This window comes from Janibacter sp. YB324, assembly GCF_014217915.1.
Lineage (GTDB): Bacteria > Actinomycetota > Actinomycetes > Actinomycetales > Dermatophilaceae > Janibacter > Janibacter indicus.
The window spans coordinates 3,211,603-3,232,333 of record NZ_CP060120.1 but is presented as its reverse complement, the minus strand read 5'-3'; the positions used below and the strand labels follow the sequence as shown (position 1 = coordinate 3,232,333).

General features: G+C 68.8%; 19 protein-coding genes and 1 pseudogene. 14 read left to right on the top strand and 6 right to left on the bottom strand.

What is annotated here, in order from left to right:
* A complete protein-coding gene (locus H7A72_RS15890; RefSeq protein ID WP_084453104.1) occupies nucleotides 1–1,491 on the top strand; it encodes a NuoM family protein in 1,491 nt (496 codons plus the stop codon).
* Nucleotides 1,492–1,494: 3 nt separating this feature from the next.
* On the top strand, nucleotides 1,495–2,928 hold the full coding sequence (locus H7A72_RS15885; RefSeq protein ID WP_185221139.1) for an NADH-quinone oxidoreductase subunit N: 1,434 nt from the start codon (nucleotides 1,495–1,497) through the stop codon (nucleotides 2,926–2,928).
* Nucleotides 2,929–3,094: 166 nt separating this feature from the next.
* On the opposite strand, the gene H7A72_RS15880 is transcribed toward H7A72_RS15885, so the two are convergent.
* The gene (locus H7A72_RS15880; RefSeq protein WP_084453103.1) at nucleotides 3,095–3,736 is read right to left on the bottom strand and encodes a TetR/AcrR family transcriptional regulator; all 642 of its coding nucleotides are present in this window, start codon (nucleotides 3,734–3,736) and stop codon (nucleotides 3,095–3,097) included.
* A gap of 85 nt (nucleotides 3,737–3,821) precedes the next feature.
* On the opposite strand from H7A72_RS15880, the gene H7A72_RS15875 reads away from it, so the two are divergent.
* Complete coding sequence (locus tag H7A72_RS15875) at nucleotides 3,822–5,231, top strand: MFS transporter (RefSeq protein WP_084453102.1); 1,410 nt, start codon at nucleotides 3,822–3,824, stop codon at nucleotides 5,229–5,231.
* 60 nt (nucleotides 5,232–5,291) lie between these two features.
* Entirely contained in the window at nucleotides 5,292–5,507 is a 216-nt protein-coding gene (locus tag H7A72_RS15870) for a heavy-metal-associated domain-containing protein (RefSeq protein ID WP_084453100.1), read from the top strand.
* 208 nt (nucleotides 5,508–5,715) lie between these two features.
* Here the strand turns inward: H7A72_RS15870 and H7A72_RS15865 are convergent.
* A pseudogene (locus H7A72_RS15865) lies at nucleotides 5,716–6,582 on the bottom strand (GlxA family transcriptional regulator); the annotation flags it as partial.
* Between the two features lie 107 nt (nucleotides 6,583–6,689).
* Here H7A72_RS15865 and H7A72_RS15860 point away from each other — a divergent pair.
* A complete protein-coding gene (locus H7A72_RS15860) occupies nucleotides 6,690–7,001 on the top strand; it encodes a putative quinol monooxygenase (protein ID WP_185221138.1) in 312 nt (103 codons plus the stop codon).
* A gap of 802 nt (nucleotides 7,002–7,803) precedes the next feature.
* Here the strand turns inward: H7A72_RS15860 and H7A72_RS15855 are convergent.
* Nucleotides 7,804–9,969, bottom strand: coding sequence for a heavy metal translocating P-type ATPase (locus tag H7A72_RS15855; RefSeq protein WP_370543542.1), 2,166 nt, complete (start codon nucleotides 9,967–9,969; stop codon nucleotides 7,804–7,806).
* Between the two features lie 245 nt (nucleotides 9,970–10,214).
* Here H7A72_RS15855 and H7A72_RS15850 point away from each other — a divergent pair, with 245 nt between their 5' ends.
* From H7A72_RS15850 to H7A72_RS15840, 4 genes are all read left to right on the top strand, one after another.
* The gene (locus H7A72_RS15850) at nucleotides 10,215–10,400 is read left to right on the top strand and encodes a heavy-metal-associated domain-containing protein (RefSeq protein ID WP_084453157.1); all 186 of its coding nucleotides are present in this window, start codon (nucleotides 10,215–10,217) and stop codon (nucleotides 10,398–10,400) included.
* 52 nt (nucleotides 10,401–10,452) lie between these two features.
* Nucleotides 10,453–10,890, top strand: coding sequence for a DUF6153 family protein (locus tag H7A72_RS17285; RefSeq protein WP_370543541.1), 438 nt, complete (start codon nucleotides 10,453–10,455; stop codon nucleotides 10,888–10,890).
* A 90-nt stretch (nucleotides 10,891–10,980) separates the two neighbouring features.
* Nucleotides 10,981–11,598, top strand: a complete 618-nt coding sequence (locus tag H7A72_RS15845) for a DUF305 domain-containing protein (RefSeq protein ID WP_185221137.1) — start codon at nucleotides 10,981–10,983, stop codon at nucleotides 11,596–11,598.
* Nucleotides 11,599–11,666: 68 nt separating this feature from the next.
* Nucleotides 11,667–12,233 carry a DUF411 domain-containing protein gene (locus H7A72_RS15840; protein WP_185221136.1) on the top strand — a complete coding sequence of 189 codons (567 nt, stop codon included), beginning with the start codon at nucleotides 11,667–11,669 and terminating at the stop codon, nucleotides 12,231–12,233.
* Nucleotides 12,234–12,575: 342 nt separating this feature from the next.
* On the opposite strand, the gene H7A72_RS15835 is transcribed toward H7A72_RS15840, so the two are convergent.
* Complete coding sequence (locus H7A72_RS15835) at nucleotides 12,576–13,286, bottom strand: VOC family protein (protein ID WP_185221135.1); 711 nt, start codon at nucleotides 13,284–13,286, stop codon at nucleotides 12,576–12,578.
* 220 nt (nucleotides 13,287–13,506) lie between these two features.
* Nucleotides 13,507–15,705, bottom strand: coding sequence for a DUF4185 domain-containing protein (locus H7A72_RS15830; RefSeq protein ID WP_185221134.1), 2,199 nt, complete (start codon nucleotides 15,703–15,705; stop codon nucleotides 13,507–13,509).
* Between the two features lie 125 nt (nucleotides 15,706–15,830).
* Here H7A72_RS15830 and H7A72_RS15825 point away from each other — a divergent pair, with 125 nt between their 5' ends.
* From H7A72_RS15825 to H7A72_RS15805, 5 genes are all read left to right on the top strand, one after another.
* Nucleotides 15,831–16,997 (top strand): glutathione-independent formaldehyde dehydrogenase, encoded by a 1,167-nt coding sequence (locus tag H7A72_RS15825; RefSeq protein ID WP_185221133.1) that lies wholly within the window; start codon nucleotides 15,831–15,833, stop codon nucleotides 16,995–16,997.
* A gap of 1 nt (nucleotide 16,998) precedes the next feature.
* Nucleotides 16,999–17,568 carry a type 1 glutamine amidotransferase domain-containing protein gene (locus H7A72_RS15820; protein WP_185221132.1) on the top strand — a complete coding sequence of 190 codons (570 nt, stop codon included), beginning with the start codon at nucleotides 16,999–17,001 and terminating at the stop codon, nucleotides 17,566–17,568.
* Nucleotides 17,565–17,867 (top strand): putative quinol monooxygenase, encoded by a 303-nt coding sequence (locus H7A72_RS15815; protein WP_185221131.1) that lies wholly within the window; start codon nucleotides 17,565–17,567, stop codon nucleotides 17,865–17,867. The genes H7A72_RS15820 and H7A72_RS15815 overlap by 4 nt, the downstream gene beginning before the upstream one ends.
* A gap of 141 nt (nucleotides 17,868–18,008) precedes the next feature.
* Nucleotides 18,009–19,136: an FAD-binding oxidoreductase gene (locus tag H7A72_RS15810; protein WP_185221130.1), complete on the top strand. Its 1,128-nt coding sequence runs from the start codon at nucleotides 18,009–18,011 to the stop codon at nucleotides 19,134–19,136.
* 132 nt (nucleotides 19,137–19,268) lie between these two features.
* Entirely contained in the window at nucleotides 19,269–19,607 is a 339-nt protein-coding gene (locus tag H7A72_RS15805; protein WP_007929433.1) for a TraR/DksA C4-type zinc finger protein, read from the top strand.
* Between the two features lie 78 nt (nucleotides 19,608–19,685).
* Here the strand turns inward: H7A72_RS15805 and H7A72_RS15800 are convergent, their stop codons facing one another.
* A complete protein-coding gene (locus H7A72_RS15800) occupies nucleotides 19,686–20,570 on the bottom strand; it encodes an aldo/keto reductase (RefSeq protein WP_185221129.1) in 885 nt (294 codons plus the stop codon).
* Nucleotides 20,571–20,731 lie beyond the last annotated feature (161 nt).

Here is a 20,731-nt window from a genome sequence, read left to right as displayed (position 1 = left end):
ATGCTGAGTCTGATCGTCTTCCTTCCCTTGGTCGTCGCCGCGGTCGTGGCTGCGGTTCCCACGCTCGGCGCCGCAGCCGCTCGGTGGGTGTGGGTCGCGGTAAGCGCCGTGGAACTGGTACTCGTCGGCGTGCTCTGGGCCGGCTACGAAGACCCCGGATCGAATGGGTTGGCCTTCGAGGAGCAGGTGCCGTGGATCCCGGGGGTCGGCAGTAGCTACCACGTTGGCGTGGACGGGCTGTCGTTGCCGCTGGTGGCCATGACGGCGGTCGTCTTCTTCGCCTGTGCCGTCTACGCCCTTCGCGACTGGGAACGGCCCCGCGCGCAGACGGCACTGTTCCTGTTCCTGCAGGGCGTGAGTCTCGGGGTGTTCGTGGCCGCCGACCTCATCTTGTTCTTCGTGTTCTTCGATCTGTCCATCGTGGGCATGTACTTCGTGATCGCCGGCTGGGGCCACGGGAACGCCGCCCGATCCGCGCTGAAGTTCTTCCTCTACACGTTCCTGGGATCTCTCGCCCTGCTGCTGGGATTCATCGGGCTGTACGTGGCTTCGGATCCGCACACCTTCGACATCCCCGAGCTCGTCGCGGCCGCGCCCTTGGAGGACAACCCGCTGGCCGGAGGGCTGGTGCTCGCGGCGATCCTCGTGGGTCTGGCCGTGAAGACCCCCACCGTGCCGTTCCACACCTGGCTGCCCCCAGCCCACACCGACGCACCGGCCACCGGCTCGGCCGTGCTGGCAGGCGTGCTGCTGAAGATGGGGACCTACGGCTTCGTGCGCATCGCCATGCCGATCCTGCCCGAGGCCTGGCGCGCATGGGCCTGGGCGATCGTGGTGATCGGCATCGTCTCCGTCCTGTACGGAGCGTTCGTGGCACTGGCCCAGACCAACCTCAAACGGATGATCGCCTACACCTCCGTGAACCACATGGGCTACATCGTCCTCGCCCTGGGTGCGGTCGGCCTCGTCGTCGACAACTCCGCCCAAGCCCGTTCGGTGGCAGTCACCGGCGCGGTCGTGCAGATGGTCAGCCATGGGCTGATCACCGCCGCGCTCTTCCTCCTGGCCGGGGTGATGCACACCCGCGCCGGCACCTACGACTTGGGTTCCTACGGCGGTCTGGCCAAGCCTGCACCGCGCTACGCGACGCTGTTCGCGGTGGCGGCGTTCGCCTCGCTGGGCCTGCCCGGATTGTCCGGGTTCATCGCTGAGTTCCAGATCTTTGCCGGCAGCATCGCAGTCGCCCCGGTCACCGCGATCGCTCTGCCGGGCATCTTGGTCACCGCCGCCTTGTTCCTGCTAGCGCTGCAGCGAGTCTTCACCGGCCCCACGCAGGGCCAATCGCCCGGATTTGCAGACCTACACGGCCGGGAGCTGTGGTCGATCGGTCCATTGCTGGCCCTGTCGCTGCTCATCGGGGTGTTGCCCCAGGTGCTGCTCGGGGTGATCGAGCCGGCCTCCGCCGCCCTCGTCGACCTCGTCGGGAGATAGCGGATGGACGGCTCGATGCAGATGCAACCGGCACTGCTACTACCAGAGATCACCACCTTCATCGGTGGCCTCATCGTCCTGCTGGGCGGGTCATTCCTCCCCCGAGACCGTCAGTGGATCGCCCGCGCCGTGGCCGCCCTCGCGCTGCTGGGCGCCGCGACCGCAGCGGTCCTGGCCATGGCCGGGCCCGCTCAGACCGCGTTCTCCGGAACCTTTGCCGTGGACACCGCCACCGGCGCCGCCCGGGTGATCGCCGCACTGACCACCCTGCTGATCTTGGGCGTGGCCTCCGGGGAGATCGCTGGTTCAGCCCGCGAGTCCGACACCTACGCACTGCTGCTTTTCGCCACCACGGGGGTCATGGTCCTGGCCGGAACCACCGATCTGCTCGTGCTCATCGTCGGATTCCTCCTCGCCAGCATTCCCTTGTACGGGGTCGTGGGACTCACCGGCGGGCGCACCGGGGCCGAGGCGGCCTTGAAGACCTACCTCATGGGGGCCCTTTCGGGCATCCTGCTCATGCTCGGGGTCACCGTGCTCTACGCCCTGACCGGCGCCACCGACTACGCCCGGCTCAAGGAGGAACTGCCTGGGGCGCCGGGCGCAGCCGTGGGCGCAGGCGTGTTGTGTGTGCTCGTCGGGTTGCTCTTCAAGGCCGGCGGGGTGCCCGTCCACTTCTGGGTGCCCGACGCCGCCCAAGGTGCCGGTGTCACCGCCGCGACCTTCCTGACCACCGTGCCCAAGATTGGAGCGCTGGTGGCCGTGTACCGGCTGATGGCCATGGTCTCTGCCGGGAACGAGTCCTGGCTGGTCGTCGTGGCGGTACTGGCCACGGCATCGATGTTCCTGGGCAATCTGGCCGCCTACTGGCAGCGCGATCCACGCCGGCTGCTGGGCTGGTCGACGGTCTCCCAGGTCGGGTTCCTGCTCGTGCCCGTGGCCGCCGCGGGGCGCAGTGATCTCGCCCTGCCCTCGCTCCTTTTCTACCTGGCCGCGTACGCCCTGACCAACGTTGCCGCCTTCGCCGTCACCGCGGCCCTTCCCGAGTACCGGGACTTGACCGCCTACCGCGGCCTAGCCCGCGCCCGCCCCGGGCTCGCGCTGGCACTGCTCGTCGCGCTGCTCGGACTGGTGGGCACCCCACCGACGGCCGTGTTCGTCGGCAAGCTCACCACCGCCACCGCCGCCTGGGACGGCGGGCACGGCTGGCTGGCCCTGGTCGTGATGCTCAACAGCCTGCTCAGCCTCTTCTATTACCTGCGCTGGTTCGGCCCCGTCTTTGCCCGTCCGGTGCCGGACTCTCCTCAAGCTCCGCGCCTGGTCGGGGAGGCCATCTGGCCCGCGGCCACCGCCGCTGCCGCTGCCTCCGCGAGCCTGGCACTCGGGATCCTCGCAGGCCCCCTGTGGACGGCTCTGGAGACGCCACTGCTGCTGTAGACGAGGCAGCTCAGTACTGCTCGTCCATGCCTGAGATCTGCGGCCGGTCCGGCACGCCAGGTACGGGTGAAGAGCTCGACCTCGGCATCGGCTCCCAAAGTGTGCAGACTTCTCGCGGCAGAGGTTCCTGCCGCGCCGGCGCCGATGATTCCGATCCGAGGAGAGCTCATCGTTCTCCCGTCTCCGTTGCAGTGAAGGCCGGCAGCAGGATCGCGTCGATGAACCAGGGCGCGTCGTCGGGATCGAGCCTGCCGATGCGCACTTCCTCGGCTGCACCGTTCAGCACGACGTGCGTGGTGGTCAGCAGCCAGGTCACCGGTAGGTCGACGCGGAAGGCGCCCTCGCGCTGACCGCGCAGCAGCAGACCGCGCATGCGGGCTTCGGCCTTCTCGTGCAGCTCGCGGATGCGCGCCGCCGAGAGCTCCTTCTGCGCTGTGGCCAGCAGGGCGCGGGACTGGTCGACGAACATCCAGCTGGAGGCCACCAGCCGCTGGAACGCCTCGCCCGCGTCACCGTCGAGGGGGATCTCGCTCAGTACCTCTTCGGCGCGTTCGAGGCTGTCGACTAGGGCGGCCTCGATGAGCTCGGCGCGGGTCTGGAAGTGCCCGTACAGGGTCATCCGCCCCACTCCGGCCTCCGCGGCGATGTCGGCAACCGAAGCGTCGGGATTCTTCCGGATCGCGATGACGGTCGCCGCCAAGATCTTCGCCCGGTTGCGCTGGGCGTCGGCCCGCTGATTGGCGACACGGCTACCTGTCGCAGGGGCGCGTCGGGTGCCTCGTGTCGTCTGAGCCTTCTTCGTCGGCATCGTCCACCTCGTAAGTCGTACTGGAATGTATGAGATAGTGTAGCCGTTACAACTCGTACCCTACTGATTGACTTAGGAGTCGGAGATGACCACACGCACACAACCCGACAGCACGACGTCGGCCTACCCCAGACGCTGGCTGGCGCTCGCCTTGCTGGGCACGGCCCAGTTCATGCTGATCCTCGACGTGACCGTCGTCGCGATCGCACTGCCACAGATGGAGGCGGACCTGGCGCTCTCCCGCGAGGCCCTGACCTGGGTCGTCGCGGCATACACGGTCACCTTCGGCGGGCTGATGCTCCTCGGTGGCCGAAGCGCTGACCTGTTCGGCGCCAAACGCATCGTCTATTCCGGCCTGCTTACCTTCGTCGCCGGTTCCCTGGCCGCCGGTTTCGCCGACAGCGGAACCGTGCTGCTCGCGGGGCGCATCGCTCAGGGGATCGGAGCGGCCATGCTCTCCCCGGCGGCGCTGTCCGTGGTGGTGCGGCTGTTCGAGGGCGATGAGCGCAACCGAGCGCTGGGCATCTGGTCGGCGCTGGGTGGTGGCGGGGCCGCCGTCGGCGTGCTGCTCGGCGGGCTCATCACGGCCGGCCCAGGCTGGCCGTGGGTGTTCTTCATCAACGTGCCCGTGGGCGCGATCGTCTTGATCGGCCTGCTGCGCGTCCTCCCGCCGCTGCCGCCGCAGCCCGGTGCCCGCGCACGCCTGGACGTCCTCGGCGCCGTTCTTGTGACCGGTGCCACGGGTCTGGCGATCTACGCACTCACCGTCGCAGGGGAGATTGGGTGGACCGCGCCGCGGGCGCTCATCATCGCGGGGATCGCGGTGGCGCTCTACCTGCTGTTCGGTTGGTGGCAGAACACGACGAGCTCGCCGCTGATGAACCTCTCCCTGCTCGGCAGGCGTCCGGTGTTCTCTGGCGTGTTCGTGCTCGGGATTGCCACCGCGCTGATGGTTGCGGTGTTCTTCCTCGGCACCTTCTACTTCCAGCAGTACGCCGGCTACGGCCCGCTCGTTACCGGCCTGCTGTTCCTGCCCGTCGCCCTGGCGACGATGGTCGGCGCGCAGGTGGCAGGAAAGCTCGTTGGTAGGCTCGGCGCCCGCAGGCTCGGCGCGATCGGCATGACCGTCGGCGCCATCGGGCTGCTCGTTCCCGCACTGTGGTCGACCACCCTGACCACGACCATCGGGATCAGCTTCGGCTCGCTCGGCATCGGTGCGCTCTTCGTGGTCGCCTCCGCAACCGCGCTCGGAAACGTCGCGCCGGAGGAGGCCGGCATTGCATCCGGGCTGCTGAGCACCTTCCACGAGATCGGCGCCTCGGTCGGCGTCGCGACCGTCTCCAGCATCGCCGCCGTCAGCCTGACCAGTGGCGGCGACACCGGGTTCCAGCAGGCGTTCCTGGCCGCCGCGATCGCCGCGATCGCCGCGACCGTCATCGCCAGCATCGCCATCCCCGGACGCCCGCGGAAGTCATCACCAGCACCCACGCATTGATCTATACCCCCTAGGGGTATAAATCAAAGAAAGTCATACACGAGTGAAGGAGTTTTGGTCATGAGCACGAACACGACCGAGTACCAGGTGACCGGAATGAGCTGCGGACACTGCGAGGCCGCGATCCGCACCGAGGTCTTCGAGATCCCCGGCGTCACCGACATCGACGTCAGCGCGGCTACCGGTCGCCTGGCTGTGACCGCCACTCAACCGGTTGAGGACGCCGCGGTGGTCGCGGCGGTCGACGAGGCAGGATACACCGCCGTCAGGAGCTGAGATGAAGGCACCTGCACGGCTGGGCCTGTACGGGCTGGTCCTCGTGGCCGTGTTCGCCGTGGCTGGATTCACGGCGAACGCGGTCATCCCCGAGGAGACCGTGCAGAGCTGGGCAGAAGACACCGCACAGAACACCCATCACGACGAAGGAGACAACATGGACACAGCCGGGCACGAGGGCCAGCCAGGCGACACGGCCCCCCTCGGCCTGGGCGGAGGTGAGGTCCGTGGTTGCTGAGAGGTGCCGAGCTCGTTCGATGCGAAGCCGTTGGACGAAGCCGAGCGGAGTGAGGTTGAGCGCCGCACGGACTCGTCGTTCGAGGGTGCGCCGGCTGGTGCCAAGTGACTGCGCGACGAAGGCGACGTTGAACGGTTCGTCCAGGCGGGCGCGCACGAAGCGTTCGAACTCGACGACGATCGGGTCCTCGTGCCGGAGATGTTCGTAGGCGACGAAGGCCGCCTGCGACGGGCGCTCGTCGATGATGAGGAGCTTGGCGACATGTTGGGCCAGGTCGGGGCTGATCGATCGCACGAGTGAGAGCGCGAGGTCGATGTGGGCGAAGGCGGCGCCGGCGGTGACGAGGTTCCCGTCGACCACGACCATGGTGTCGAGATCGAGGGCGACGGTCGGATAGCGCTTCAGGAACTCCGGCCCCAGGAACCAGCTGGTCGTCGCCCGCCGATGATCCATCCGTCCGGTCTCGGCGACGGCGAACACGCCGGTGCACGCCGCGGCGATCCGGGTGGTCGCGTCGTCGAGGCGCCCGAGCGAGGCGATGACCGAACGAACATCTCGGCTCTGTAGGGCGTCGTTGGTAGCGGCGGCAGTGAGGGTTCCAAGCGCAGGGACGACGACCACGTCGAACTCTGCGGACTCCGACAGCGGGTGGTCCACCGACAGGGTCATCGATGCCGTCGTGGTCACTGTCCGTTTCGGTCCGAGGATGGCGAGTTCGATCGGGTCGATCCGCGGGTCGACATCGCCGCGGGCTCCGTCGGCCACCCGCACGATGTCGATGACCGACGCGACAGCCGAACCGAAGCAGCCGTCGACCGCGATGAGTCCGATACGCATGGCGCAAACAATAGCAATACTGCCGTATACGCCACTCCCCATCGGCCCTCGCTCGTCATACGCTGAACTCGTCCCACGAAGAACCCCGATTTCAAGGAGAGTCCCTCATGTCCACACCCGCATCACTTCCGTATGCCTTCGTCGCCAAGATCGTCGCGGCCGATGGACAGCACGACGCGCTCGCCGATCTGCTCGCCGGCGCTGTCGCACTCGCCAACGATGAAGTAGGAACGATTGTCTGGTTCGCGGTCAGGACCGACGCCGACACCTTCTGGATCTTCGATGCATTCCCCGACGAGGCCGCTCGCGACGCCCACGCCAACGGCGCCATCGTCGCAGCCCTGATGGCCAATCAGCACCTCCTCGGCGCAGCACCCGAGATCATGGCGGCCGACGTCCTCGCGTCCAAGCTCCCGTAGTCCGCCAACGCACGAGACGATCGCGCCCCTCCGAGCCGTCGCCAGGTCGCGACGCAACGCCATGCTGCGTTGCCGAGCGGTGCGAGGCCTATCGGCACACGGACAGGATGCCGGCCGCGAGCGCTCAGCCGGCGAGGGGTCCGTCGCAGAGGAGAGCGACGTCGGTGTCGGGCAGAGCCGTGAGGGCAGCGCATCGCGCGACCACCAGACCCGAACAGCCACTGCCCTGCATTTCCGCAGGTCAGGGGCTGTTCGCCGGAGCCGCCTGTCGGAATCGAACCGACGACCTCATCACGTCGGCTTTGCGTCTATCGCTTGATGCGCCCACTGGGCGAACGAGCCGCTGACCTGCGCAAACGCCGAGCATGGGGGACGCCGCCATCCGGTGGTGACCGACGACGACCGACCAGTCGCAGGGTGGCGGCATCCGACCCCTCAAGAGCCGGTGCCCACGCCGACCGGATGGTCCCGCGGCCCGAGTATGTAGCGGAGTGCGGGCCGTGATGCCCACTCGCACCTGGCTGCTGGCCGCATCGAGCGTCCTCGTGAAGCAGCGCGGTCAGGGCGGCGATATCACTGGCCTCGGTCGCGGCGATGTGCCGGGTCAGAAGGTCGCGCTCCTCCTGGGTGCTGCTGCCCGATACCCAGTCCGAACGGTTTGGTGGGAGATGCCGTCGGAGTGTCTCCCGGGCCCGTTGGAGCGCACTGTTGACTCCCGCCACGGAAGATGTGGACTGCTCGCTGCCGAGGGGGAAGGTGCTGCTATCTAAGATGCGAGGACCTGAGGGCCACTAGGGCGCATTCACTCGTCGGTGTCGCGGCCCAGGAGTTTTGCGGTGCTGCGTGCCGGGGTCAGGTCGAGGCGCCGCAGGAGCTGGGCGTTGAGGGCGACTACGACGGTGGAGGCCGACATGAGGATCGCGCCGACGCTCATCGGAAGGACGAAGCCGACCGGGGCGAGAGCGCCCGCGGCCAGTGGCACGGAGATGAGGTTGTACCCACCGGCCCACCACAGGTTCTGCTTCATCTTGCGGTAGGAAGCTCGCGAGAGGTCGATGACCGAGAGCACCGAGCGCGGGTCGGAGCTGGCGAGGATCACGCCCGCGGAGCCGATGGCCACGTCGGTGCCGGCGCCGATGGCGATGCCGACGTCGGCTTGGGCCAGGGCGGGGGCGTCGTTGACGCCGTCGCCGACCATGGCGACCTTTCGCCCTTCGTCCTGCAGCTCGGTGACCTTGGCGGCCTTGTCCTGCGGGCGGACGCCGGCGAAGACCCGGTCGATACCCAACTCGGTGGCGACGGTATCGGCCACCGCCTGGGCGTCTCCGGTGATCATCACGACTTGGGCGCCTGCGGCGTGCAGGGCGTCGACGGCGTCGCGGGACTCGGCGCGGACCTCGTCGGCCAGGCGAAGGGCGCCGATGACCCCGCCGTCGGCGAGGACGTGGAGGATGATCGCGCCCTCCTCGCGCCAGGTATGGGCGACGGGCAGCTCCGCCAGATCGTGGTGCTCGAGCAGGTAGGGGCCACCGACCTCGATCACCGTGCCGTCGACGCTCGCCCGCACCCCCACTGCCGGGGATGAGGAGAAGTCACCGGCGCGCGGGACCTCAAGCTCGCGGGCGCGTGCGGCCCCGACGATGGCCCGGGCCAGCGGGTGCTCACTGTCGGCCTCGGCGGCTGCCGCCAGCGCGAGGATCTGGTCCTGGTCGTGACCGCCGTGCGCCTCGATGCCGGTGACGGTGGGCTCGCCCTTGGTGAGGGTGCCGGTCTTGTCGAAGAGGACAGTATCGACGGTGCGCATCGACTCCAGCGACAGGCGGTCCTTGACGAGCACGCCACCGCGGGCGGCGCGCTCGGTGGCGATGGAGACCACCAGCGGGATGGCCAGCCCGAGGGCGTGGGGGCAGGCGATGACGAGGACGGTGATCGTGCGCACCACCGCGCTGTCGGGCAGTCCCTGCACCGACCAGACGAGGGCCGTGATCGCAGCGGCGCCGAGGGCGAACCAGAAGAGCCAGGCTGCGGCGGTGTCGGCGATGCGCTGGGCGCGGGAGGAGGAGGCCTGGGCGTCGGTCACGAGCTTCTGGATGCCGGCCAGGGCGGTGTCGTCACCGGTGGCGGTGACCTCGACGCGCAGGCCGGAGTCGGTGGCCACGGTGCCGGCGACGACGTTCTCCCCCTTCTCGCGGCGCACGGTCTTGGACTCGCCGGTGACCATGGACTCGTCCATGCTGGCCGAGCCGTCGACGATCCGTCCGTCGGCGGGCACGGATGCCCCGGGGCGGACGATGGTGACGTCGCCGACCACCAAGTCGGCCGGTGCGACGGTGACGACCTCGTCGCCGTCCACCTTCTCGGCCTCATCGGGCAGGAGCGCGGCCAGGGAGTCCAGTGCGGAGGTGGTCTGGGCCAGCGAACGCATCTCGATCCAGTGGCCCAGCAGCATGATGACCACCAGGAGGGCCAGCTCCCACCAGAAGTTCAGCTCGTGGTCGAGCACGCCCAGGCTCGCGCCCCAGGAGGCGATGAAGGCCACGGTGATGGCCAGGCCGATCAGGAGCATCATCCCCGGCTGGCGAGTGCGGATCTCGTCCACGGCGCCGGTGAGGAAAGGCCGGCCGCCCCACAGGTACATGGCCGTGCCAAGTGCGGGCGAGACCCACGGCACCCAGCCTCCGTCGGGCAGGTCGTAGCCGATGAGGTCGGCGAACATGTCGTTGAAGCCGACGACCGGGACCGCCAGCACAAGCATGATCCAGAACAGGCGGCGGAACTGCCCGACGTGGTCGCCGTGCCCCTCGTGGCCGCGGTGCTCGCCGTGGCTGTGCTCAGCGTCGCGGCCAGCCTTCCGCGGCTGGTGATCACGCGGATGACGCCCGTGCACCTGGTCGGTCACGTGGGCTTCGGGGTGGCTCTCGTGCGTGTCCCCTTCAGGCGCGAACTGGTGGTCGTAGTTGGCGCTCATGCCTGAAACCTATACCCCCTAGGGGTATGAGTCAATGCGTGGCCTCGCTCCCCGAAAGGCAGGCGTCGGGGCGGAGCCACACGGAAGTGGGTGCCCCTACCGCCCGGAGCGGGGGATGGTCAGCCCCGAGGCGACGCCGTCCTCGGCGGGCTCGATCCGGCCGAGGGCAGTGGCCGAGGCGACCACGAACAGTGCGCCCGTGCCCATTCCGCCCGCGCCGAGCCGCTTGGCCCCATGGTTGCGATGTGCCGGCCGCCGAGGTTGGCGCCCAGCATCGTGGCGACCACGTCGAGCGGATCGAAGGGGTCAGCGACGTCAGCGTCGAGATCCCCAACGGGCGACTGACCGTCCACTCCACGCCCACGGTCACGGACGAGGCCGTGCACGCAGCGATCGGGCAGGCTGGCTACACGATCGCAGCCAGCGCCTGACCGTGCCCACAGCCTTCTCGCCGCCGACATCCCACGACAGGCGACCCATAGAATGTGGGCCATGGCCCCCGACCACAGCGCGCGCACGCAGGTTGGTCGCACGCCTCAGCCCCTTGGGGTACTGGTTCTGGGGCTGGCCACCGCGGTGGTCGCCGGCATCCTTGCCATGCACGGATTCTCCGTCGGCCATCAGATGCCGGGCGAGGCGTCCACGCAGCAGGTGGACTCGAGCACGAGCCACCAAACGCATCAAGACCCAGCGAGCTCGGGCGCACATTCATGTCCGTCCCCCGGCTGCGACGAGCACGGCTCGATGGCCGCGATGTGCTTGTTCATGCTGCTGTGGCTGGTGCCCCTCGTGCCACGGCGTGGTGGCTTCTCGTGGCGATGGCAGCCCCCGTGGGTGACCTGGCTCGCTGCCCAGTCGCCACCCCCACCGGGGCACCTGTCACGCGTGTCGTTGATTCGGCTGTGCATCATCCGAACGTGAGCAGGCCTCTCGCGTCCGAGCACGCCACACGGCGTCGCCGGACGCAGTCCTGCCCGATCAACGACACCAGACAAGGAATCGCGATTTCGCATGCGCAAGAACACCATCACCAAGACATTGGCGACCGCCGCGGCAGCCACCCTCATCGTCAGTGGCTGCTCCCAAGGCAGTAGCAGCCACGACTCCCACGGCGGCAGCGAGAGCGGCAGTAGCCAGGCGTCGGCACAGTTCAACGACGCCGACGTCACCTACGCCGAAGGCATGATCATGCATCACCAGCAGGCCGTGGAGATGTCCGACATCATCCTCGACAAGTCCGGGGTCAACCCCGACGTGGTGGAGATGGCCAAACAGATCAAGAAGGCCCAAGGGCCAGAGATCAAGGAGATGCAGACCTGGCTCAAGGACTGGGGTCAGGACGACTCGGGCCACGAGGGCCACGGTGGTGACTCCGGCTCCGGAGACGAGATGAGCCATGACGGCATGGTCAGCCCCGAGGACATCAAGAAGCTCAAGGCAGCCGACGGCGAACAAGCCTCTACGCTGTTCCTCGACCAGATGATCGAGCACCACCAAGGCGCCGTGAAGATGGCCAAGGACCACCGCCGGGACGGGGAGAACCCCGACGCGGTGGAGCTGTCCAAGAACGTCATCAGCGACCAGAACGCTGAGATCAAGGAGATGCGGACCTTGCGCGACTCGCTCTGATTTCTCCCAACGGGCCCGGCCGGCTGTACGCCGGCCGGCCCCCCCCACACATCGAAGGTCCTGATCCAATGTTCACCAGTTCACGCACCCCCCAACAGATCAGCCGGCGCACCCTCCTCCTGGCCAGCATCGGGTCGGCGTCCTTGCTGACCGCCTGCGCGGACGAGGGCCCGGCGCCCACCGCGAAAGAGACGTCGTTGCCCGCAAAGGTCGCCGACTACGGAGTCGACCCGGAACAACTGGTGATGACTGTGTACAAGGATGCCTCCTGCGGGTGCTGCGGCGGATGGGTCGCCCACGCCGAAGACAACGGGTTCACCATCACCACCGAGCACCCCGAAGCCCTCCACGAGGTCTGGGAACGCCATGACATCGCCTTGGACATGCAGTCCTGCCACCTGTCGCTCACCTCCGACGGAGACGTCTTCGTCGGACACGTCCCGGCACGATTCGTCCTGAAGTACCTAGCCGACCCACCGAAGGGCGCACGCGGCCTGAGCGTGCCAGCCATGCCTGTCGGGACGCCCGGCATGGAGCAGGACAACGAGTTCGACCCCTACAAGGTCATGCTGCTCACCGACGGCGAACCAAGGGTCTTCGCCGACGTGAGGAAGGCATCGCAACAACGGACGTGACATGACCGACCACAGGCTGCCCAAGTGGAAGGAGCCAGCGCCCCGCGACACTCCCAGATCGCGGGTCGCTGGTGTATGCCCACCATGCAACCGTGGTGGAGCCGAAAAGCCCACGTGACGGGCAGGCCCCTCAGAGGCCTACTTTGCACAGCCGCGCCATGCAGGACGATTCGTGCAAAGTGGGACGCATGTCGTGAGCAGTCTGGACTTGATCTCGACAGCCAATCTCCTCCGAGAGTCGGTCAAGGCGCGCGCCTTGACCGTGCCCTCAGAGAACAACAGTCAACCTCATTGAGGGTGAGGAATGTCGAGCGGGCACTCAGCGACACATCTGAGAACCGATCAGGCCGGAGCCGCCGACATGTCGGCGCACAGCACGCCCCGGTTGCCCTCCGGGTCGGCGATGACCGTGAGGCCGGGCGCTTGGCTGTCGTCGACGACCTCGCCGCCGGCCGCGACGGCCGCGGCGACCCTCCCTTCGACCTGCTCGGTGGCCACGTACACCTCAAGGTGGAAGCGCTGACCGCCCCCACCCTCCGGGTCCACTTCCCCGAACCACAGGTTGGGGATGCGCACGTCGGCGTCCCGGATCTCGTCGCCCGGCGTCCCGCGGCCCTGCGACTGCGGGTCGCCGGTGAGCAGCGCGGCCCACACGGGCGCGACCTTCGCGGAGTCCGTGACGTCGAGCCCGAGCTCGACCTCGCTCACGCCAGCCGGGTCAGCGGTCAGCCCGAGTTCGGCGGCGATCTGCGTGATCCGGCGCGCGAGGTCGACGTCGCGCTGCGTCACCCACTCGATCCCGTGCAGCTCCGACCCGTCCTCGTCGTCGCGGTAGACCGCGTCCTGGCTGACGACCTCGAGGTCGACGACACCCTCCCCGATCCGCACGCGCGGATGATGACCGAGGTCGTCGCCCCCTACGCCGACGGCCGTGACGAACCGCGCCGCCTCCCCGAAGCCTACGACCCGATACCTCGCGTGCAGCCCTTGGGCGAGCTTGCGCCAGTCGGTGAGCCCCTCGGCAGCGATCTGATCTCCCCTGATCATGTCCATGGCGTCCACGCTAGCGGCGAAGGGGGTGCCGTTGCGGTCCGCTGACCGCCCCGACGTGGTCAGCCGGAGACGACCTCGGCGAGCACGACGAGCAACCTCTGCGTCAGCTCGGCGCCTGTGAGGGTGTCGGTCACCTACCTCAGTGCCCTCTTCCCCTGCCTCCCGGGCGCCTTGGCCTCGACTCGGGCGCCTGGGGCGGGGTCAAGGCGCCGGGCCGGGGTCACCTGGGCAGCGTGACGCGGACGAAGTGCGGCCGGTACCGCAGCGGGTCCTCGACCACGCGCTCGCTGTTGGTGTCGTTGGTGCTGTACGACGCGACGACGCTCCCGGCCTGCGGGAAGAGCGAGGGGTGCGCCAGCGGCATGTAGCGCACCTGGCCGGTCTCTCCCTTCGACACCTGGGCGACCGCGGTGCCCGATGACCACGGCCCGGTGGGGGAGTTCGCGGTCCACACGGTGATGTCGCTGCCGAGCAGGTCGTTGCGCTTGCTCAGGGCGTACCAGCGCCCGCCGCGGGTGAAGACACTGAGCGTCTGGGAGACCCCGTCACGCGCCGCGATCATCTCGGTCGCGTCAGCCTGCGAGCGAGACCACCCGCTGCCGTCCCAGTAGCGCCAGCGCGACTGGTTCAGCAGGTCGTCGGGCCGCACCCGCGCGACGCGAAGGGAGTACCCCCACGCCCTGTCGGGGCCCGGGTTGGCGGTGCCGTAGACGTAGACCCACCGGTCCTTGCCGCTGCCGACGAGCGCGGTGGCGGCACCCCACGTCGGGTGCTCGCGGCCGGAGCGGTCGGCGCCGATGTCGCGCTGCTCGATCAGCTGCGGGGTCGCACCGGCGGGGACGACGAAGACGGCGATCGACAGCCCGAGGTTGTGGAAGTCGAAGGCGTCGGACCCGGTCGTCTGCACCCGTTGCGTCGTGACGTAGACGAGGTCGTAGCCCGTGCGGCGGTCGACGATCGTCGACATCGGCCAGTGGCCGACGGGGTTGTCCCCGCTGCTCGCTCGGTCCGGGATGAGGGCGCCGCCGGACTTCGGCAGGACGGCACGCAGGCACCGGTCGTCGGCGACGAGCATCGAGTTGCGGACATAGGTCGGGCCCGTCTGCCCGCCGCGCAGCGTGTCGCCGAAGAGCCACAGCCGCCGGCCGTCCTGCAGGAGTGCGTCGGCGCCGACGTCACCCCCGCGGAAGTCGTCGGTCCCGCGCAGGCCGGCGATCCGATTGAGGTCGTCGACCGAGGTCACGGACCCGGAGGCGACGCAGTCCGCGGTCGCGGCCAGCGAGGCCACGGGGCGCGGGGTGGCCGCCTCGGCGCGGGGCACGACGACGGCGAGCGCGAGCATCGCTGCGGTGAGCGGCGCAACGACGCCGAGGACCCGCACCCGCCACGCGTTGACCCCGCTCAGGTCCCGCAGCGACTCGTCGCCGACCGGCTCGGGCACGGCGTAGCGGCGCCGCACCGATCCGGCGAGGACGACGACGAGCAGCGAGGTCGCGATCCACACGAGCAGCACCGCGACCGGTCCGACGGCGAGCTCGCCGCGCAGGGTCACCGCGGTCGCGGTGTCGACGCCGGCGCCCGGCACCCCCAGCCCGGCGAGGCTCGCCCACGGCTCGCCGACGAGATAGGGGTCGACCCGGGCGAGCACCGGTGCGCCCGTGGCGAAGAAGGCGACGACCACCAGCCCGAGACCCGCCCACCCGAAGAGTGCTTCGAGCGCGATGGTCGAGACCGCGGCCGCTCCGGCGACGGCGGCCGCCACGAGCACCTCGACCCAGCTGCCGCGCATCACGAGCACACCGATGAGCGCCCCGCCGACGACGGAGGCGGAGCCGATGACGAGGGTCCGGCGCAGCGCGCGCAGGTGGGTGCGGGACACCGGCCCGTCGCGCAGGCTCGTGCCCACCGCGAGGAGGAACCCCAGGAGCAGGGCGAGGGCGACGGCAAGGCGGGCGGCCTCCCTTCGCTCGTCGGCGTCAGCGGGGCCGACGGTCTCGACGTCGACGGTGCGGCCAAGACTCTCGTCGGTCTGCTCGACGCGGTCGCGAATCGCCGCGTCGAGGGTGTCGTCGTTGGCCGAGGCGAGCAGCAGGCGGTCGACGGACCCCTCGAGATCGACGATGAGCGCGGCCCGCGCAGACCCGTCGTCGAGTGCCGCGCGTGCCGTGTCCTCGTTGGTCACCGCACGCAGGTCGAAGGGGTCGCCCGGCAGGTCGTCGTACTGCCGGGCCACGCTCTCGGCGACGACCGGGTCGGCGGCGACCACCGCGGGCACGGCGTGCGGACGCAGGTCGTCGGACCCCGCGAGGACAAAGGCGGCCCAGGCGATCTCGGCGACCACGACGACGGCGAGCACCATCGCGACCGCGGGGGGCATGACCTGCCGCAACCGCGGTCGGTCCGGATCGGTGGGGCCCACGGCCGAAGGCTAGGGGAATTCCGGTTGGCATGTCGGGTTCGGTGACACGCGTTTGACTCGGTCGTGACGCGCTGTGAGTGTGAAGGAGTCAGAAGTTCACCACGCACAACCATTGGAGACTCGCCATGAAGGCTGTCGTCTATCAGGGGCCCAGAGATGTCGCTGTCAAGGATGTTCCAGACGCGAAGATCGAGCGCCCCACCGATGTGCTGGTCAGGATGACAACGACCAATATCTGCGGCTCGGACCTGCACATGTACGAGGGACGGACCTCCTTCGAGGAGGGCCGCACCTTCGGCCACGAAAACATGGGGGAGGTGATAGAGATCGGTCAGGGCGTGGAGAAGGTCCAGGTCGGCGACCGGGTCGTGCTGCCCTTCAACATCTCGTGCGGGTTCTGCAAGAACTGCGAGCGCGGACTCACGAACTACTGCCTCACCACCCAGCCTGACCCGTCTGCCGCCGGTGCGGCCTACGGATTTGCAGAGATGGGCCCGTACGGCGGCGGCCAGGCCGAGCTGCTCCGGGTCCCCTTCGGCGACCACAACGCACTGCGCCTGGGCGAGGACGCGGAGGACAAGGAGAATGACTACGTCATGCTCTCCGACATCTTCCCCACCGGTTACCACGCCACCGAGATGGCTGGCGTGATCCCGGGCGACAGCGTCGTGATCGCTGGAGCCGGTCCGGTGGGTCTGATGGCTGCGCTGTCCGCGACGATCAAGGGCGCCGCGAAGGTCATGGTGGTCGATCGCCACCCCGACCGGCTCGCGCTGGCCGAGCAGATCGGAGCGATCGCCATCGACGACTCCAAGACCGACCCCGTGCAGGCCGTGCTGGACGAGACCATGGGGCTCGGAGCCGACCGTGGCTGCGAGTGCGTGGGCTACCAGGCCCACGACCCGCAGGGGAACGAAGACCCGGCTGCCACCTTGAACATGCTCATCAACTCGGTGCGTTTTACCGGCGGGATCGGCACCGTCGGCGTGTTCGTCCCCGAGGACCCGGGGGCCAAGGGCGAATTGGCCAAGCAGGGCAAGGCGGCCATCGACTTCGGCACCCACTGGTTCAAGGGACAGACCATGGGCAACGGTCAGTGCCCGGTCAAGAAGTACAACCGCCGGCTGCGTGACCTGATCGCGGCTGACAAGGCGAAGCCGTCCTGGATCGTCTCCCACGAGATCTCGCTGGACCAGGCCGCCGACGCCTACAGGAACTTCGACTCCAGGTCCGAGGGCTGGACCAAGGTCGTCATCAAGCCGGGTATGTCCGACGGAAAGAAGGCAAACTGACATGGCAGCAGAACTGCAGGGCAAGAGAGTCGCGATCCTCGCCGCGGACGGGGTCGAGCGCGTCGAACTCGAGCAACCCCGCGAGGCTCTGGACAGGGCCGGCGCTCGGACCGAGGTCCTCTCGCTCGATGAGGGCGAGATCCAGGCCCGCGAGAACGACCTGGATCCGGCGGGGACGTTCGGCGTCGACGGGCTGGTGGCTGAGGCCTCGGTGGCCGACTACGACGCCTTGGTGCTTCCGGGCGGCACGGTGAACCCCGACAAGCTGCGGGTCGACGAGGACGCTGTCGCCTTCGTCCGGGACTTCGTCGAGAGCGGCAAGCCGGTGGCGGCGATCTGTCACGGACCGTGGACGTTGATCGAGGCCGGCGTGGCCAACGGTCGCACCCTGACGTCCTTCCCGAGCATCCGCACGGATCTGCGCAATGCCGGCGCGAACGTCGTTGACCAGGAGGTCGCGGTCGACAAGAACCTCATCACCAGCCGCTCGCCGGAGGACCTGTCGGCGTTCTCCGCGGCGATCGTGTCCCAACTCGCGGGCACCACGACGACGGAAGCTGAGAAGTCATGAGTGTGACCAAGGGACTGCTGGTCAGGTTCGACGCGCTGCCCGGCAAGGAGGACGACGTGAAGGAGTTCCTTGACAGCGGCCGTGCGCTCGTTGAGGAAGAGCCGGCGACCACCGCGTGGTTCGCGATCCGCCTCGGGCCCTCCTCCTTCGGGATCTTCGACGTGTTCCCCGATGACGCCGGACGTGACGCTCACCTGTCCGGCGCTGTTGCGGCAGCTCTCGGCGAGCAGACCGGCGCGTTGTTCTCCGAACCGACGATCGAGAAGCTCGACGTGTTGGGCTCCAAACTTCCCGCCTGACACCACAGACCGGGAGTACTGACCCGGACATGAGGGGTCGCTGCCCGCGGTGACTTCGGGCTGACACAGTCCGTTGACGTCGTGGCAGCGGCCCCTTCTCTTGCGGCCTAACGCACATCCCTCACAGATCGAGGAACCGCGATGACAGGAACTGACGACGTTGCCACGACGCGTTCACCCGAGGTAGCAGTGATCGGGGGCGGGATCGTCGGTCTGTCGACGGCGTACGCGCTGCGGGAGCAGGGCGTTCCGGTGCGCTTGTACGAGGCCGGTGTGCCCGGAACGGGTCAGTCCGCAGGCGAGTCGCGGATCTTCCGGCATGCCCACGACGACTCGCGACTCGTCGCTTTCGCGCGCGAAAGCCGCGGCGTATGGGATGAGTGGGCCGAACACTTCGACGTCGAGCTGGTCTCGTCAGACGGTGTCGTGGCGATCGGCGACAGCGCCCTGGCGCGCCTGCGGGTGCTCGACCAGGTCGGCGGCGTGGAAGCGCACGAGATCGATGCAGCCGAGCTCGCCCAGCGAATGCCGCTGCTCGCTGGGTACTCGGGGCCAGCGATGCTCGACGAGTCGGGCGGCGCGATCCGCACCCGCTCCGCGATCACGGCACTCGCGGGTGCCCTCGCAGATGCCGTCACCACCGCAGAGGTCATCTCCATCGATCCCCGCGCCGATGGGACGGTCGAGGTGCGCAGCGTCAACGACCGGGCTGTCTACTCCAAGGTCGTCGTGTGCGCCGGCCGCGAAACCGCCCGCCTGGCCCGCAGCGTCGGCCTGTCGCTGCCGGTTCGCCTTGCCGCACACGTCCGGCTGACCTTCGACGTGAAAGCCGCCGCCCCGGCACGAGTCGCGTGCCTGCAGGACAGCAGCGGCGTCTTCGGCGAAGTCGGCGTGTACGCGACGCCGCTACCGGGCAACAGCAGTTATTCGGTCGGACTCAGCGATACCGTCGGCGTCCGCGACGACGGAACGTTCATCGACCCTGCGGCGATTCGATCGCTGGACGAACGCGCACGCGAATACGTGACACGGGCGCTGCCCGGTCTCCACCCAGAGCCGCGCGACTTCCTTCACTGCTGGGTGACCGACCTCCCATGGAGCGAGGACGGCGTCGCCGTGTGGGAGGCAGGCTCTGTCCTTTTTGTGGCCGGTCACAATCTGTTCAAGCAGGCACCTGCGCTGGGTCGCGCTCTGGCCCGGGCTGCGACCGGCGGCGGTCTCAGGGGCGAGCTCACGCCTGAAGCGTGCCTCGGCGAAGCCCAGGACTAGTGGCCGGTGACCCACGGATGCGGCGCTGCGCCAGCTCGAGAAGCTTGACGTCCTGGCGTCGAAGCTCCCCGCCCGACCCCACCTCCATGGGCGGCCCGCCGACCTGTAGAGGGCGGGTGCCATGATGCGTGGATGCCTGACCCACGGACACTTCTCGACGCCGAGCGAAGGGAGACCCTCGCTCGTCTCGCGACCCTCACCGGGGACTTCGACGCGCTCGTCGAGGCCAGCGAGGGGAGCAACGCCGACGACGAGCACGACCCGGAGGGGGCGACGATCGCCTTCGAGCGCTCGCAGGTCGATGCGCTCGCTCGGCAGGCCCGCGAGCACCTCCGCGAGATCGACGCTGCGCTGGCCCGCCTCGACGCAGGCGACTACGGCACCTGCGAGCGGTGCGGTCGCCCCATCTCGGCGGGTCGGCTCGAGGCGCGACCCACGGCGCGGACCTGCATCGATTGCGCCGCCCGCTGACCGCAGGTGGTGCGGATCAAGGACATCCCGCGTGCGCGAGCACGCGGGATGTCTGTGTCTCATGGGCCACGCGGCCCATCATGCCTCCGGGATCTCCCGGCCGAAGCTCTCCAGCGTGATGTCCTCCGGCTCGGGGCCACCGCGCTTGCCGGTGTCGAGGCCGTCGATGGCGGCCAGCTCGGTCTCGGAGAGCTCGATGTCGAAGACGTCGAAGTTCTCGGCGATCCGCGCGGGGGTCACGGACTTCGTGATGACCTGGCGGCCCTGCTGCAGGTGCCAGCCGAGCATGACCTGCGCGGGCGTCTTGCCGTGTGCGTCCGCGATCGAGCGGATCGTCTCGTTCTCGAGGGTGCTCGTGTGGCCGGAGTCGCGGTAGAAGGTGATGCCGCCGATCGGTGACCACGCCTGGCTGACGATCCCGAGCTCGTTGTTGCGGTCGAGCAGCGCCGACTGGCGGAAGTACGGGTGCACCTCGATCTGGTTGACGGCCGGCACGACCTCGGTCTCCGCGAGGAGCCGGTCGAGGTGCTCGTGCATGAAGTTCGAGACGCCGATGGCGCGCACCCTGCCGTCGGCGAGCAGCCGCTCCAGCGCTCGGTAGGCGCCGATCGTCGTGTCGAACTCGCCCGGCAGAGCCTGGTGCAGGATCAGCAGGTCGATCTGCTCGACGCCGAGCTTGCCGGCGCTCTTGTCGAAAGAGTGCAGCGTCTCGTCGTAGCCGTAGTCGCTGATCCAGATCTTCGTCTCGACGAAGACCTCGTCGTGGGCGAGATCGGACCGGCGGATCGCCTCGCCGACCTCGCGCTCGTTGCCGTAGGCGGCGGCCGTGTCGATGTGCCGGTAGCCCGTCTGCAGCGCCGTCTCGACCGCAGCGATCGTCTCGTCCGGCCGGGTCTGGAAGACGCCGAAACCGAGAGCCGGGATGGTCACGTCGTTGTTCAGGGAGATCGTGGGGGTGCTCATGTCCTCGACGATAGGACCCCGGCCGGTGCTGGGGGAGTGCCTGCCTGTCGGGGTACTGGCGTTCCCCCCTTCGCCTCAGCGGAGCAGACTAATCCGGCGCAGCCACGCCCCGGGGCCCCGACGACCTCGTCGATGCGGTGACCGCGCGCTGCGCGGGGGTC

Bases quoted from the DNA above. Each gene is read 5' to 3' on its own strand.
- H7A72_RS15890 (WP_084453104.1), top strand. From the start codon at position 1: ATGCTGAGTCTGATCGTCTTCCTTCCCTTGGTCGTCGCCGCGGTCGTG.
- H7A72_RS15855 (WP_370543542.1), bottom strand. From the start codon at position 9,969: ATGAGCGCCAACTACGACCACCAGTTCGCGCCTGAAGGGGACACGCAC.
- H7A72_RS15880 (WP_084453103.1), bottom strand. From the start codon at position 3,736: ATGCCGACGAAGAAGGCTCAGACGACACGAGGCACCCGACGCGCCCCT.
- H7A72_RS15870 (WP_084453100.1), top strand. From the start codon at position 5,292: ATGAGCACGAACACGACCGAGTACCAGGTGACCGGAATGAGCTGCGGA.
- H7A72_RS15805 (WP_007929433.1), top strand. From the start codon at position 19,269: ATGCCTGACCCACGGACACTTCTCGACGCCGAGCGAAGGGAGACCCTC.
- H7A72_RS15885 (WP_185221139.1), top strand. From the start codon at position 1,495: ATGGACGGCTCGATGCAGATGCAACCGGCACTGCTACTACCAGAGATC.
- H7A72_RS15845 (WP_185221137.1), top strand. From the start codon at position 10,981: ATGCGCAAGAACACCATCACCAAGACATTGGCGACCGCCGCGGCAGCC.
- H7A72_RS15820 (WP_185221132.1), top strand. From the start codon at position 16,999: ATGGCAGCAGAACTGCAGGGCAAGAGAGTCGCGATCCTCGCCGCGGAC.
- H7A72_RS15815 (WP_185221131.1), top strand. From the start codon at position 17,565: ATGAGTGTGACCAAGGGACTGCTGGTCAGGTTCGACGCGCTGCCCGGC.
- H7A72_RS15840 (WP_185221136.1), top strand. From the start codon at position 11,667: ATGTTCACCAGTTCACGCACCCCCCAACAGATCAGCCGGCGCACCCTC.
- H7A72_RS15800 (WP_185221129.1), bottom strand. From the start codon at position 20,570: ATGAGCACCCCCACGATCTCCCTGAACAACGACGTGACCATCCCGGCT.
- H7A72_RS15835 (WP_185221135.1), bottom strand. From the start codon at position 13,286: ATGGACATGATCAGGGGAGATCAGATCGCTGCCGAGGGGCTCACCGAC.
- H7A72_RS15875 (WP_084453102.1), top strand. From the start codon at position 3,822: ATGACCACACGCACACAACCCGACAGCACGACGTCGGCCTACCCCAGA.
- H7A72_RS15860 (WP_185221138.1), top strand. From the start codon at position 6,690: ATGTCCACACCCGCATCACTTCCGTATGCCTTCGTCGCCAAGATCGTC.
- H7A72_RS15825 (WP_185221133.1), top strand. From the start codon at position 15,831: ATGAAGGCTGTCGTCTATCAGGGGCCCAGAGATGTCGCTGTCAAGGAT.
- H7A72_RS15810 (WP_185221130.1), top strand. From the start codon at position 18,009: ATGACAGGAACTGACGACGTTGCCACGACGCGTTCACCCGAGGTAGCA.
- H7A72_RS17285 (WP_370543541.1), top strand. From the start codon at position 10,453: ATGTGGGCCATGGCCCCCGACCACAGCGCGCGCACGCAGGTTGGTCGC.